Origin of the sequence: Zunongwangia sp., assembly GCF_048269745.1 — a bacterium.
Taxonomy (GTDB): Bacteria; Bacteroidota; Bacteroidia; order Flavobacteriales; family Flavobacteriaceae; genus Zunongwangia.
The window spans coordinates 93495-106949 of sequence record NZ_JBLXIB010000011.1 but is presented as its reverse complement, the minus strand read 5'-3'; the positions used below and the strand labels follow the sequence as shown (position 1 = coordinate 106949).

Genomic DNA, 13455 nt, shown 5'->3' with positions numbered 1-13455 from the left:
CTATTTTTAGCTTATGGAAGCTTTAGATGTATGCAAAAAATTAAAATTGGGGATCAAGAATCTTGGCCCTTTATAGTTGAACTTGGTTTAACTGCAGTAGGAGTCTATTTCATCTATAAGTTTTTTAAAAATTTAAAAGCATTATCTACATAAAAAAGAGCGATTAAATCGCTCTTTTTTAATTTTATAAGTGGTTATAATTACCATTCTATCACGGCACTTGCCCAAGTAAATCCGCTACCAAAAGCAGCTAGTACAACGGTATCACCTTCTTTAATTTTTCCTTCCTCCCACGCTTCTGTTAGTGCAATAGGAATAGAGGCCGCAGTTGTATTACCATATTTCTGAATATTATTATAAACCTGATCATCTTTTAACTTAAATTTCTGTTGAATAAACTGAGAAATTCGAAGATTTGCTTGATGCGGAATCAACATATCAATATCACTAACCTCAAGTCCGTTAGCTTTTAAACCTTCCATAATTACTTCGGAAAAACGAACCACTGCATTTTTAAACACAAATTGTCCATTCATATACGGATAATACGGAATATCTTCTTGGGGATTTTCAGCAATAATTTCCGGGACCCAATGGTTTGTACTTGGTCCCTTCAAACTTAATTCTAGTGCATGTTTTCCTTCAGAATGTAAATGCGTAGATAAAATACCTTGCCCTACATGATTGCTTCTAGTTAAAACTGCTGCTCCAGCTCCGTCACCAAAAATAACGGATACCGATCTACCTCGAGTTGTAAAATCTAAACCGCCACTATGGTTTTCGCTACCGATAACCAACACTTTCTTATACATGCCTGTTTTAATAAATTGATCGGCTACCGATAATCCATAAATAAATCCGCTACATTGGTTACGCACATCTATAGCAGGACAGGTATCAATGTCTAACAATTCTTGTACCTGCACTCCACAACCTGGAAAATAATAATCCGGGCTTAGTGTTGCAAAAACAATTAAATCGATATCATTTTTATCGATTTTGGCTCTTTCTAAAGCTATTTTTGCAGCTTCGGCGCCCATACTAGCGGTTGTATTGCCATCGCCTTTTTTTATGTGTCGTCTTTCTTTAATACCGGTTCTTTCCTGAATCCAGGCATCGTTTGTATCCATAATTTTAGACAAATCATCGTTCGTCACAACATTCTCCGGTACAAATTTTCCTAATCCGGCAATTTTAGACTGATACATACCTATTTTTTTAAACGTTTATAAAATTATTCTCGTAATAATACGAATTCTGTATTTTAATAAAAGTACAATATAAGAAAGATAGGCTATTTTAATGGTAAAAAAATAAAGCGTAAATTCTGTAATTTGAATTTACGCTTTATAAATCACCGATAATTAACCTTTACTACTTTAAATAACGTCTAAAGTTATTAATCTTAACTTTAGCTTCTAAATCGTGAAGTAAATTATATAAGCCAAAGAAGGTTCTATTGATATACAGAAAATGCTTACTTCCACGATTTCCATTCATCTTTCTTAGCTCTTCATCTTTACTATACTTCTCACTTAGTTTTGTAATAGAATCCCAAAATTCAGGGTTAGCAAAGTCAAAAACTTCCGAGTGAAATGGACTTGTAAAAAGATTTAGCATTTGATGAAATAATTCTGAAAAATATTTTATTTCATTATCAGTGTCATCTTCTCTAAGAATTTCAAGTTCAAATAATTTTTCATTGAAAAACTCAGGATTATTAATGTTTTCTTTTTTAGCCAATTCAAAATAAGGAATATAGAAATCGTCTGGAACTTTTTTAATACATCCAAAATCGATAGCAATCAGATTCCCTTCTTTATCAATTAAAAAATTTCCCGGATGCGGATCGGCATGCACTTCTTTAAGCCCGTGCATTTGAAACATATAAAAGTCCCAAAGAGCCTGCCCTACTTTGTTTGCTTTTTCTTGGTTGGTGTTTTCTTTGGCAAAATCACTAAGATGCTGGCCTTCCATCCAATCCATTGTAATTATTCGCTCGCTAGATAAATCTTCATAATATTTCGGAAATTTCAAATTTGGAATATGATTACATGCTTCTGAAATTTCTTTACTCTGTTTTACTTCTAAAACATAGTCTGTTTCCTCAAGAAGTTTTCCTTCTACTTCCTTAAAATATTTTTCTGAATCTTTTCCTTGAAGATTAAACATTCGAGTAGCAATTGGTTTTACCATTGCTAAATCTGAACTTATACTATCGGCAACACCAGGATATTGAATTTTAACAGCTAGTTTTTTTCCATCTTTAACTGCACGGTGTACTTGGCCTATACTAGCAGCATTAACAGATTGCGAGGTAAATTCATCAAATAATTCTTCGGGATAGTTTCCGTTATATTTTTTAAATGTTTTCCGAACTAAAGGTGCAGATAATGGTGGTACACTAAATTGAGCCAAACTAAATTTCTCTACATAAGCACTAGGCAACAAACTTTTTTCCATAGAGAGCATTTGCGCCACTTTAAGTGCACTCCCTTTTAAACTTTTTAAACCATCGTAAATATCACTAGCATTGTCTCTATCTAAATCATCTCGAGTAAGTTCTTTATTAAAAGCTTTCTTTCCGTAATATTTTAAATAATTACTCCCTATTTTAGCTCCGGTCTGTACTAATTTACTGGTACGCCCAATTTTACCAGTAGGAATTTTATCTATTGATTTCATCTCTTTTTCTTTTGTTGCCTTTCGGCCTTTATCATAGCATTTTTTTGGATAGCTTATTTAGCCATTCGCTCTTTATATAAGAATTTCCCGAAATCAACTACTCGCTCTAGTGGGGTATTATCAAAAATATCGAATACTGTATTTACTGATTTTTCAATAGCTACATCTGTACTTTCAAATTGTGCAGAATTATCGTCCATCCAAAATTTTAAAAGAAACATTAACTGTACCCATGCTGCTTCAGAAAAAACTTCTTCTGGCTGCTGTAAAAATTTCAGCATTTTATCTTTATTTCCATCTCCAATTAATCCTTTTGCAAACGATTTTACATTTTTGCGCAGTCCCTTTAATTGCACCAGGTTTTTAATTGGTTTAGGATCCTTTTTAAGCGTAAATAAAACATAACTCCTATTAGCTGTTAACACCTCGAAAAGTGTGTAATAAAAAGTAAGCATCTTTTCACGATTTGTAAAACTCGGGTATTCCGGACTCTGCTCGATTACATTTACTGTGTTTAAATAAAATCGCTCCCAAATTCCTTTTTCAAGTCCTTCAAAACTTCCGAAGAAATTATAAAATTCTTCTTCCTTTATAGACACGTCTTTGCTGAATTTATAAACTGTTTTAGGAGTATGTTCATTTTCTAAGACATAATCCATATAAAGACTTATAAGCTTATCGGAGTCTAATTTCTTTTTTGTTGCTGTTTTAGTTGTAGTCGCCATAATTCCTTTTTCTCTTCTCAAATATAATAATTGTCTAACCATAAATTTAATTAGTTAAACAAAAAGTTTGTTAAATAATAACTTTATCTATTTTGATAATCAAATTCTTAACTGATTATTTTACATATATAGACACAAAGCTTATGCCAACTTGACAGCAAAACTGTAATGGTACTTTTTTTGGTTAGTCTATACTGAATTTGATAATAAAAACTAAAAATATATGGCAACTGGAAAAATTAATGTTTCTGTAGATAACATTTTCCCGCTGATTAAAAAATTTCTTTACAGCGACCACGAGATTTTCTTGAGAGAGTTGATATCTAACGCAACTGATGCTACATTAAAATTAAAACACCTTACTAATATTGGTGAAACCGATGTGGATTACGGAAATCCGACCATCGAGATTAAAGTGGATAAAGACAATAAAAAAATCCATATAATCGACCAAGGTATTGGGATGACCAAAGAAGAGGTTGAAAAATATATTAATGAAGTTGCTTTTTCTGGAGCTGAAGAGTTTTTAGAAAAATATAAAGATTCTGCTAAAGACAGCGGAATTATTGGGCATTTTGGTCTAGGTTTCTATTCTGCATTTATGGTAGCTCATAAAGTTGAGATTATTACTAAATCTTATAAAGATGAACCTGCAGCTCATTGGACCTGTGATGGGACTACAGAATTTACACTTGAAGATTCTGACAAATCTGTAAGAGGAACTGAAATTATACTTCATATAAATGAAGAAGATGAAGAGTTTTTAGAAGAAAACAGAATCCAAGAATTATTGGTAAAGTATAACAAGTTTATGCCAATCCCAATTAAATTTGGTACTAAAGAAGAAACACTTCCTTTACCAGAAGATGCTGCTGAAGATGCTAAACCGGAAACTAAAACTGTTGATAACATCATCAATAACCCAAATCCGGCTTGGACAAAACAGCCAACCGATTTAGAAGATAAAGATTATAAAGAGTTTTACCGAGAATTGTACCCAATGCAATTCGAAGAGCCTTTATTTCACATTCATTTAAATGTAGACTATCCTTTTAATCTTACCGGAATTCTTTATTTCCCTAAGATGACTCAGGATATGAACATGCAACGTGATAAAATTCAGCTCTATCAAAATCAAGTTTTTGTAACTGATAATGTTGAAGGTATTGTTCCTGAATTTTTAACCATGTTGCGTGGGGTAATCGATTCTCCAGATATTCCATTAAACGTTTCTCGTTCTTACTTGCAAGCAGATGGTGCTGTTAAGAAAATTTCAAGCTATATCACTAGAAAAGTTGCAGATAAATTAAAATCACTTTTCAATAATAATCGAGAAGATTTCCAAGAAAAATGGAATGATATTAAAGTGGTTATTGAATATGGAATGCTTACTGAAGACAAGTTTTTTGATAAAGCTAAAAAGTTTGCGCTTTTCCCAACTACAGAAAACGATTATTACACGTTTGATGAATTAAAAGAAGCGATTAAAGATAACCAAACTGACAAAGATGGTAACTTAGTAGTGCTTTACGCTTCTAACCAAGATGAGCAACACAGTTATATCCAAGCAGCAAAAGATAAAGGATACAAAGTAATATTATTAGATTCTCCTATTGTTCCTCACCTATTACAAAAATTAGAATCTTCTGAAGAAAAAATAACTTTCACTAGAGTAGATTCTGACCATGTAGATAATTTAATTAAGAAAGATGAAGAAAAAATTTCTAAATTATCTGATGATGAAAAGGAAAAATTAAAAGGAGATTTTGAAAAAGTAGTTCCAAAAGAAAAGTACACCGTACAAATGGAAGCTATGGATAGTGATGCTGCTCCATTAATGATTACACAACCTGAATTTATGCGTAGAATGAAAGAAATGCAACAAACCGGTGGCGGTGGAATGTTTGGTATGGGTAATATGCCAGAGATGTATAATCTTGTGGTAAATACCAACCATCCATTAGTTTCTGAAATTTTAGGTGCTGAAGCAGAAACTCAAGAGCGTTTAATCAAACAATCTTTAGACCTTGCAAGGCTTTCCCAAAATCTATTAAAAGGAGAAGAGCTAACTGCATTTATAAAACGTAGTTTCGATATGGTTAAGTAACCAAAAATCAAATTTATTTATAATTAAAAAGAGCCATTTAAAATTAAGTGGCTCTTTTTATATTTTAGAAATAGGATATATCTTTACAGAATTAAATTTTTTGAAATTATTTTATAAAACTGTTCGATATCGTATGGTTTGACTACAATATCGTTCATTCCTGCTTCTTCAACATCTTCTTTAACTTCGCTTACTTCTACTGCTGTTAAAGCTACTATTGGAATTTTAGAATTAAACTTTCTGATTTCTCTACTAGCATCAAAGCCTGAAATTCCTGGCATATTTAAATCCATTAATATTAAATCGAAAGCTTTCTCTTTAGTTATTTGTATAGCTTGTTCTCCATTCTGAGCAATTTGGCATGTATAGCCATTTTGTTCTAAAATTCGACGCGTTACAACTTGATTTATTCGATTATCATCAACTATTAATATTCTTATATTTGATTTATTTTTTTTCTTATAAATTGAAGACGAGTAGTCTACTTCTTCATTATTAGACTTAATAACTATTCCCCTTTTAAATTTAATAGAAAAGAAGAATTTAGCCCCTTTCCCTTCATCGCTTTCTAAATGGATTTCAGAATCAAACAATTCTAACATCTTTTTTACTATAGATAAGCCTAAACCTGTACCTTGATAACTAGTATTAGAAGATTTTAATTGAGAAAACTCTTCGAAAATTTTCTTTTGCTTATTTTTAGGGATACCAACTCCGTCATCTTCTACCTCAAAACATATTGTATAATAAGGATTTTCTACCTTATCTAATTTAACCCGAATCCATATATTACCATCACTTGTAAATTTTAATGCATTACCAATTAGGTTTACTAAAATTTGAGAAAGTCTAACAGAATCACCTATTATAGCTTCAGGTATATCTTCTTCTATATCTAGAAAAATTTTATTACTATTTTGGATTCTTGTAAACTCAAGTGCTTTTATAATTCCTTCTAATAGCTCTCTTAAATGGAAAGATACATTTTCTAACTCAACTAATTTAGATCCCATTTTATTCAATTCCAAAACATCATTTATAAGAGCAAGTAAATAATCAGCTGAAAATTTTAATGAATTTAAATCTTTCCGATGTCCTTTTAAACTTTCATCTTTTAATAATAAAGAAGTTAATCCTATTACTCCATAAAGTGGCGTACGCAGTTCGTGACTTACAGTTGAAAAAAATTCTGTTTTCAAATTTGATAAATGTTCTGCTTTTTCTTTAGCGGCACTTAATTGAGTATTGCGTAATTTTAATTCTTTTATTAATTTTAAACGAGAACGGTTTATTTGATTTAGGAATACTAGAACAATTATCAAAACAAAAACAGCAACACAAATAAAGATTAATTTTTCACGTGATTTTGAAATTATTTTTTCTTGATACTTTTTCTCTTGATTTGCTAAAGCTAAATTCTTTTCAAACTTATTAATATCAAATTTTGCTTTTGCGGCTTCTATTTCTTTATTCTTTTCTTTTTCAAAAACCTTATCTCTGTATTGGTTGTATTTTTTTAAGGCAATATATGCTCTTTTATAATCATTAGTTTTAAAAAAAACATTTGCATATTCTTTATATGCAATGGTTCCCTCAAAGTACATGCTATCCTTATCAATAAGCGCTGTAGATTTTTCAAAGTAATAGATAGAGGAATCTATCTCATTTTTTTGGGAATAATATTCACCATAAAGCATATCTAACTGGGGAACAATAGTTTTATCTCTATTCATTTTGAGATATTTTTTCCCCTTATCTAAATAAACCTTAGCTTTTTCAGGTTGTTCTAAATCTAAATATGTCCAAGCAATATTAACGGTAGGCGTTATAACCTCATAAGGGATATTTAATTCGTTTGCTAATTTTATCGCTTTCAAATAATAATCAATCCCTGTAACATAATCACTTTCAGACTGTGAATATATATTTCCTAAATTATTATAAGCCCATAAAATTAATGTATCGTTTTTTATTTTAGTTGCATTTTCCAATGCTTTTTTATAATGTCTATGAGCTCTAGCTGAATCACGTAACTCTTCAAAGGCTATACCTAAATTGTTATGTGCATGATACGTATATAATGAATTGTTTGCGCTTTCAGCTAATGATAACAATATCATTGCTTCTTTTATACCATCGGCATACTCATAATTATCAAAATCATTCTCGCAGGTAAGCCTAATCTTTTCAAGGCTATCTACAGAGATAACCTGATCTTGACAAAAACCGGCAAATAATGGACACAGGAAAGATAGAAATAGTAAAAATTGTCTAATCAAAACGGTAGCAACTTAAAATCGCAAAGCGAAAAATACTCTATTTTAAACAATTACACAATTGTTTTTTATGTTTTAAATTTGTTAAAAAAGTAATTTTAATATTAAAATTGAATTATGAATTTTCCTTGGCATTTATATTTAATGGGCATTCTGTATTTTATTGCAGGAATCAATCACTTTATAAAACCTAATATGTATGCAAAAATAATTCCACCATACATACCTGCACACTTTAGTATGGTATACTTAAGTGGAATTGCAGAAATTTTATTAGGGATTGGTGTATGCTTTACAGCAACTAAAAATTATGCAATTTATGGTATTATAACAATGCTTATACTTTTTTTTACGGTACATTTTTATATGCTTTCCTCTCCCGAAGCTGGAGCTGGCTTACCTAAATGGCTTCTAATTTTAAGGATTCCCCTACAATTATTATTAATTTGGTGGGCATGGTATTATTTAAGGTTTTAGTATGAACGAATATTTTAATCTTCCACAGTCCCAATTAATTTACGACCCTCATTTTTTGAATAGTAAATGTGCCGACTTACTTTTTCAAAAACTTTATTCTGAAACTAATTGGATTCAAGAACCTATTAAAATTTTCGGAAAAGAAATGATGCAACCAAGACTCACATATCTTTTTGGTGAAAAGTCTTATTCGTATTCTAATATTAAAATGGAACCTCATCCTTTTCCGGAAAAGCTTAGTGAATTAAAAACAAAAATTGAAGCAATTACTCATACTAAATTCAATATTTGTTTAGCTAATTTATATCGAACGGGGCAAGATAGTATGGGATGGCATAGTGATGATGAAAAAGAATTAGGTAAAAACCCAATAATTGCTTCTATAAGTTTAGGTGGCGAGCGAGTTTTCCATCTTCAGCACAAAACAAAAAAAGAGCTAAAACAAAAAATTGTTTTAGCTCACGGTAGTTTATTAATAATGAAAGGAGAAACACAACATTTCTGGAAACATCAGCTCCCAAAAACTAAAAAGAAAATTTCTCCAAGAATCAATTTAACATTTAGAAAAATTATAAATTAATTATAAATTTCGTTTAAAACTTTAGCTAACCGAATTCCTCCTTTTTGCAATTGTTGTCTTACTGTAGGAAACCATTGGTACATATATTTATAACTAAGGTCATTATTTGCTGCAACATCTTTATAAAGTATTTCTGCTAAACCCCTACTTTCATAAACCCAATCTAATAAATCACCCTTTTTTATTTCTTTAATCTCACTTTTAGTTAATTTATCTTTGTTTTCAGCAAGTTCAGTATAACTCATTTGGTAAGAATCTATCATTTTGCTATCCCAAACACTATGTATATTGGTTTTTTTTCCGAACCATTCTACAGTTACTTTATTTCCTCCCAAATCGTCTGCATGGCCTACATGAAAAGGCTGATGAAGATCTCCCATTAAATGAACCAACATTTTTAAATAGAATTGCTTATCTACTTTACTAGCTTTTTTATCTTTTAAAACTTCAATACATTTTGTAATTCCTGTTACTAAATCTCCTTTTTCACTAGCAGTTTCTGGGTTGTATTCAGTTGCTTCCGGATCGATATTCACATAATGCCAAGCACTGTATCTGTGATAATTACGATCACTTTTTATATCATCACCATAATTAGCAACAAAAGCTAAAGAATGCCCATCTAATAATTTATTTATAGCTTTCTGTGTACGCTTATTTAAATAGTCTTGCGCAATTTCCCCTGTAGTTCGGTGACCTGTTTTACCCCAATCTAAATCGTTAGCAAAACCACTATTAGCTAATAAAAAAGTAACAAATACAATAAGTAATCTTTTCATTTTATTTCAATTTTGAAGCAAATATAATCAAGCTTAAGTAATTTAAATGTTAAAGATTATTGATAATTCATTTTATATCAATATATTAATAATATTAATTTGATATCACATAAAATATAAAAAAAAATGACTCAAGAAAAATCTTCATCTCCGTCGAATGGCTATTTTATGCTATTCATTTTTATACTCTTATTTTTTGGCGGCATCTTTGGCCTTATCATTTTTAAAAACGCTTTTCTTATTTTAGGAATTTTAGCCGCATTAATTATATTACCAGGCTTTATTTTGGTAAATCCAAATGAATCACGAGTACTTTTACTATTTGGTGATTATCGCGGAACGGTTAAAAAAAACGGCTTATTTTGGACTAATCCTTTGTATACCAAAAAGAAAATTTCGTTACGTGCCAGAAATTTTGATAGTGAACGATTAAAAGTGAACGACAAACTGGGAAATCCAGTAATGATTAGCACCATTTTAGTTTGGCGTGTTCGAGATACTTACAAGGCTTCTTTTGATGTTGATAATTTCGAAAACTTTGTTGTGGTTCAAACCGATGCTGCCGTTAGAAAATTAGCCAGCATGTATCCTTACGATAATTTTGCTGATGAAGGTTTAGATGAAGATATTACGTTAAGAAGTAGTATGAACGAAGTCAGTGACGCACTTGAAAAGGAATTAGAAGAACGTCTAGAGATTGCCGGAATCGAAGTTCTAGAAGCCCGTATAGGTTATTTAGCCTACGCTAACGAAATTGCCAGCGCAATGCTTAAAAGGCAACAAGCAACAGCTATTGTTGCTGCCAGACATAAAATTGTGGAAGGAGCTGTAAGTATGGTTGAAATGGCTTTAGATGAATTAGGCAAAAAAGAGATTGTGCATTTAGATGAAGAGCGACGTGCTGCTATGGTAAGCAACTTAATGGTTATTTTATGTGGAGATAAAGATGCTTCTCCTGTGGTTAATGCAGGAACATTAAATCATTAATAATTTAAAATTTTGAAAAGATCACTATCCATAATATCGATTTTTAGTTTCAATTTTTTTCTCGCTTAATTTGAAGATAAAATGCAGAAGTAACCAAATTTGTTTGAGAAATTAAGAATAACAATTTATAAAATATAAGTATAAATACGATCATAAAGGAGAAATTAAAAAAATGGATATTCCGATTTTAATTGTAAATGATACTAAAGATCTTCAGGTAAATATTAATGATGCTAAAACCTAAAAAGCTGTGGAAAATGAGGCTGAATTATTACTTTTGAAAAATATGAATTCATATTTTAAAGTCTGAAGCTGAAACAAAGAAAAACGAAGATGAAGAATTAGAATTGCATCCGGAATTAGTACTGGAGCTTACAAAATTCATTCAGGAATTATAAAATATGGCTAAGAAAAAAGCATTTGCACTACGAGTAGATGAAGACATGCTAAAAGCTGTTGAAAAATGGGCTTCCGATGAGTTTAGAAGCACCAATGGGCAGATTGAGTGGATGCTTAACAAATGTTTACAAAAAGCAAACAGACATCCTAAAAATAAAAACAAAGAAAACTAATGGAATACAAAATTGTCTTTTCAGACATCGATGGCACCCTCCTAAACAAAGAAAGAGAGCTTTCACCATTCACTATAAAAATAATTAAAGAAGTAAAAAAACAACTTCCTATTGTACTTATTTCTGCAAGAATGCCTCAGGCAATGCATCATCTTCAAGAACAACTTGATATTAGAGAATTGCCAATTATCGCGTATAACGGTGGACTTATTTTAGTGAATGATAAACCAATAAACTCTGTCGAAATTCCTCTTGATACTTTAAAAAAGATACATAATTTTAATTCAAAAAATAAGCTAGATCTCCACTTGAGTTTGTACTATCATGATGAATGGTATGTACCTGAATTTGATTTTTGGGCAGAACGTGAAGAAAACAATACCAAGATTAGTCCACAGGTAAAACCTAACGCTGAGGTGATCGAGAAATGGACTTCTGAAAGTAAAGCACCACATAAAATTATGGCGATGGGAGACGAAGAAAAAATCGACCAACTAAGCGACTTTCTAAAGAATAACTTTTCCGAAGAATTAAACTTTTACCGTTCTAATAAAAATTATCTTGAAATTGCTGATAAAAAAATCTCAAAATTCTCTGCGATCCAACATTTATTAGAAAATCATTATAAACTAACCACCGAAGATACCATTGCGTTTGGCGATAATTATAATGATGTAGAAATGGTAGGTGGTGTAGGAATGGGAATTGCAGTATCTAATGCAAGGCAAGAAGTAAAAGATGTTGCTACTCAAGTTACCGGACATGGAAAAGAAGACGGCGTTGCGCAAAGTCTTCAGAAATTATTTTCTCTATAAGAGTATCAGTATAGCAAAAATTAATACTAAACTATCAAAACCCTGATTATAACTCAGGGTTTTGTTTTTTATCCTGTATGAAACTTCGTATAATGAACAAAATGATACAAATCAAAATTATTAGAAGTAAAACAAAAATTAGTGGGGAAAATTTAATTTGTATTTTAACCTCCAAAAGCCAATTATATGGAAGATACACCTATTTTTACTAACGACGCGGTTGTTTTAGGATTGCTAATGCTATCGCTTGGTTTTGTTTTTTATACCTCATCAATTAAAACTGGCTTTTGGGCAAAATTTTATAAAATTGTTCCTGGAGTTTTAATGTGTTATTTAATTCCTGCAATTCTAAACTCCGTCGGACTTATAGAATCTTCAGTTTCTAATCTCTATTTTATAGCAAGTCGTTATTTATTACCTGCTTCGTTAGTTTTAATGACGTTGAGTATCGACTTAAAAGCTATTTTTAACTTAGGGCCAAAAGCACTTATCATGTTTTTTGCCGCCACAATTGGTATTGTAATTGGTGGACCAATCGCTATACTTTTAATTTCTGCTGTTTCTCCAGAAACTGTAGGCGGAATAGGATTCGATGCTACTTGGCGTGGTTTATCTACACTTGCCGGTAGTTGGATTGGTGGTGGTGCCAACCAAGCAGCTATGCTGGAAATATATAAATATAACCCTGAGAAATATGGAGGAATGGTTTTAGTTGATATTGTTGTAGCTAACTTATGGATGGCTGTAGTGTTATTAGGAGTCGGTAAAAGCGAACGAATCGATAATTGGCTGCAAGCCGATAACTCAGCTATTACTGAATTAAAAGATAGAGTATCTGCTTATTCTGAAAGTGTAAAACGAATTCCGACTTTACCGGATTTAATGATTATTTTAGCATTAGCTTTTGGTGCAGTTGGTATTGCACATTTTGGTGCAGATCAGATCTCTAGTTTTTTAGTAAAAACTTTCGATGTTTTTCAGGACAAAAAAAGCTCTTTAGCTTCATTTTCTTCAGAATTTTTTTGGATGATTACAATTGCAACGGCTATCGGAATTTTGCTATCTTTTACAAAATTTAAAAAATATGAAGGTGCCGGAGCCAGTAAAATAGGTAGTGTTTTTATCTATATCTTAGTAGCTACAATAGGAATGAAAATGGATCTGGGAACTGTTTTCGATAATCCTGGACTTATTGCTATTGGTCTAGTTTGGATGAGTATTCACGTTATAATTTTATTAATAACAGCTAAATTAATTAAAGCCCCTTACTTCTTTTTAGCCGTAGGAAGTCAAGCAAATGTTGGTGGTGCAGCTTCAGCTCCGGTTGTAGCCGCAGCGTTTCATCCTTCACTGGCAACTGTTGGTGTTCTTTTAGCTGTTTTTGGTTATGTAGTGGGAACATATGGAGCTATTCTTTGTACTATTTTGATGCAAATGGCTGCTAGTAGTTAG

The 13455-nt window shown here is 31.3% G+C and carries 12 protein-coding genes; 7 read left to right on the top strand and 5 right to left on the bottom strand.

From position 1 onward, the window contains the following. Window positions 1–200 precede the first annotated feature (200 nt). From ACN0WI_RS13040 to ACN0WI_RS13030, 3 genes are all read right to left on the bottom strand, one after another. Window positions 201–1208, bottom strand: a complete 1008-nt coding sequence (locus ACN0WI_RS13040) for a 3-oxoacyl-ACP synthase III family protein (RefSeq protein ID WP_417887388.1) — start codon at window positions 1206–1208, stop codon at window positions 201–203. Window positions 1209–1374: 166 nt separating this feature from the next. Further along, window positions 1375–2685 (bottom strand): ABC1 kinase family protein, encoded by a 1311-nt coding sequence (locus ACN0WI_RS13035; RefSeq protein WP_417887386.1) that lies wholly within the window; start codon window positions 2683–2685, stop codon window positions 1375–1377. 53 nt (window positions 2686–2738) lie between these two features. After that, the gene (locus ACN0WI_RS13030; protein ID WP_417887444.1) at window positions 2739–3410 is read right to left on the bottom strand and encodes a TetR family transcriptional regulator C-terminal domain-containing protein; all 672 of its coding nucleotides are present in this window, start codon (window positions 3408–3410) and stop codon (window positions 2739–2741) included. 223 nt (window positions 3411–3633) lie between these two features. On the opposite strand from ACN0WI_RS13030, the gene htpG reads away from it, so the two are divergent. Continuing rightward, complete coding sequence (gene htpG / locus ACN0WI_RS13025; protein ID WP_417887384.1) at window positions 3634–5517, top strand: molecular chaperone HtpG; 1884 nt, start codon at window positions 3634–3636, stop codon at window positions 5515–5517. Between the two features lie 83 nt (window positions 5518–5600). Here htpG and ACN0WI_RS13020 read toward each other — a convergent pair whose 3' ends face one another. Next, a complete protein-coding gene (locus ACN0WI_RS13020) occupies window positions 5601–7796 on the bottom strand; it encodes a response regulator (protein ID WP_417887383.1) in 2196 nt (731 codons plus the stop codon). A gap of 114 nt (window positions 7797–7910) precedes the next feature. Here ACN0WI_RS13020 and ACN0WI_RS13015 point away from each other — a divergent pair, with 114 nt between their 5' ends. Both ACN0WI_RS13015 and ACN0WI_RS13010 read left to right on the top strand, forming a co-directional pair. Further along, window positions 7911–8270, top strand: coding sequence for a hypothetical protein (locus tag ACN0WI_RS13015; protein ID WP_417887382.1), 360 nt, complete (start codon window positions 7911–7913; stop codon window positions 8268–8270). A gap of 1 nt (window position 8271) precedes the next feature. After that, a complete protein-coding gene (locus ACN0WI_RS13010) occupies window positions 8272–8850 on the top strand; it encodes an alpha-ketoglutarate-dependent dioxygenase AlkB family protein (protein WP_417887380.1) in 579 nt (192 codons plus the stop codon). On the opposite strand, the gene ACN0WI_RS13005 is transcribed toward ACN0WI_RS13010, so the two are convergent. After that, window positions 8847–9629: a S1/P1 nuclease gene (locus ACN0WI_RS13005; RefSeq protein WP_417887379.1), complete on the bottom strand. Its 783-nt coding sequence runs from the start codon at window positions 9627–9629 to the stop codon at window positions 8847–8849. The two genes, ACN0WI_RS13010 and ACN0WI_RS13005, sit on opposite strands and share 4 nt — an antisense overlap. A 126-nt stretch (window positions 9630–9755) precedes the next feature. On the opposite strand from ACN0WI_RS13005, the gene ACN0WI_RS13000 reads away from it, so the two are divergent. From ACN0WI_RS13000 to ACN0WI_RS12985, 4 genes are all read left to right on the top strand, one after another. Then, window positions 9756–10616 carry an SPFH domain-containing protein gene (locus ACN0WI_RS13000; RefSeq protein WP_417887378.1) on the top strand — a complete coding sequence of 287 codons (861 nt, stop codon included), beginning with the start codon at window positions 9756–9758 and terminating at the stop codon, window positions 10614–10616. Between the two features lie 401 nt (window positions 10617–11017). After that, on the top strand, window positions 11018–11188 hold the full coding sequence (locus ACN0WI_RS12995; protein WP_417887377.1) for an Arc family DNA binding domain-containing protein: 171 nt from the start codon (window positions 11018–11020) through the stop codon (window positions 11186–11188). Beyond that, window positions 11188–12003: an HAD family hydrolase gene (locus tag ACN0WI_RS12990; RefSeq protein ID WP_417887375.1), complete on the top strand. Its 816-nt coding sequence runs from the start codon at window positions 11188–11190 to the stop codon at window positions 12001–12003. Before ACN0WI_RS12995 ends, ACN0WI_RS12990 begins: the two co-directional genes overlap by 1 nt. A gap of 186 nt (window positions 12004–12189) precedes the next feature. Continuing rightward, complete coding sequence (locus ACN0WI_RS12985) at window positions 12190–13455, top strand: DUF819 domain-containing protein (RefSeq protein WP_417887374.1); 1266 nt, start codon at window positions 12190–12192, stop codon at window positions 13453–13455.

Bases quoted from the DNA above. Each gene is read 5' to 3' on its own strand.
- ACN0WI_RS13040 (WP_417887388.1), bottom strand. From the start codon at position 1,208: ATGTATCAGTCTAAAATTGCCGGATTAGGAAAATTTGTACCGGAGAAT.
- ACN0WI_RS13035 (WP_417887386.1), bottom strand. From the start codon at position 2,685: ATGAAATCAATAGATAAAATTCCTACTGGTAAAATTGGGCGTACCAGT.
- ACN0WI_RS13030 (WP_417887444.1), bottom strand. From the start codon at position 3,410: ATGGCGACTACAACTAAAACAGCAACAAAAAAGAAATTAGACTCCGAT.
- htpG (WP_417887384.1), top strand. From the start codon at position 3,634: ATGGCAACTGGAAAAATTAATGTTTCTGTAGATAACATTTTCCCGCTG.
- ACN0WI_RS13015 (WP_417887382.1), top strand. From the start codon at position 7,911: ATGAATTTTCCTTGGCATTTATATTTAATGGGCATTCTGTATTTTATT.
- ACN0WI_RS13010 (WP_417887380.1), top strand. From the start codon at position 8,272: ATGAACGAATATTTTAATCTTCCACAGTCCCAATTAATTTACGACCCT.
- ACN0WI_RS13005 (WP_417887379.1), bottom strand. From the start codon at position 9,629: ATGAAAAGATTACTTATTGTATTTGTTACTTTTTTATTAGCTAATAGT.
- ACN0WI_RS13000 (WP_417887378.1), top strand. From the start codon at position 9,756: ATGACTCAAGAAAAATCTTCATCTCCGTCGAATGGCTATTTTATGCTA.
- ACN0WI_RS12995 (WP_417887377.1), top strand. From the start codon at position 11,018: ATGGCTAAGAAAAAAGCATTTGCACTACGAGTAGATGAAGACATGCTA.
- ACN0WI_RS12990 (WP_417887375.1), top strand. From the start codon at position 11,188: ATGGAATACAAAATTGTCTTTTCAGACATCGATGGCACCCTCCTAAAC.
- ACN0WI_RS12985 (WP_417887374.1), top strand. From the start codon at position 12,190: ATGGAAGATACACCTATTTTTACTAACGACGCGGTTGTTTTAGGATTG.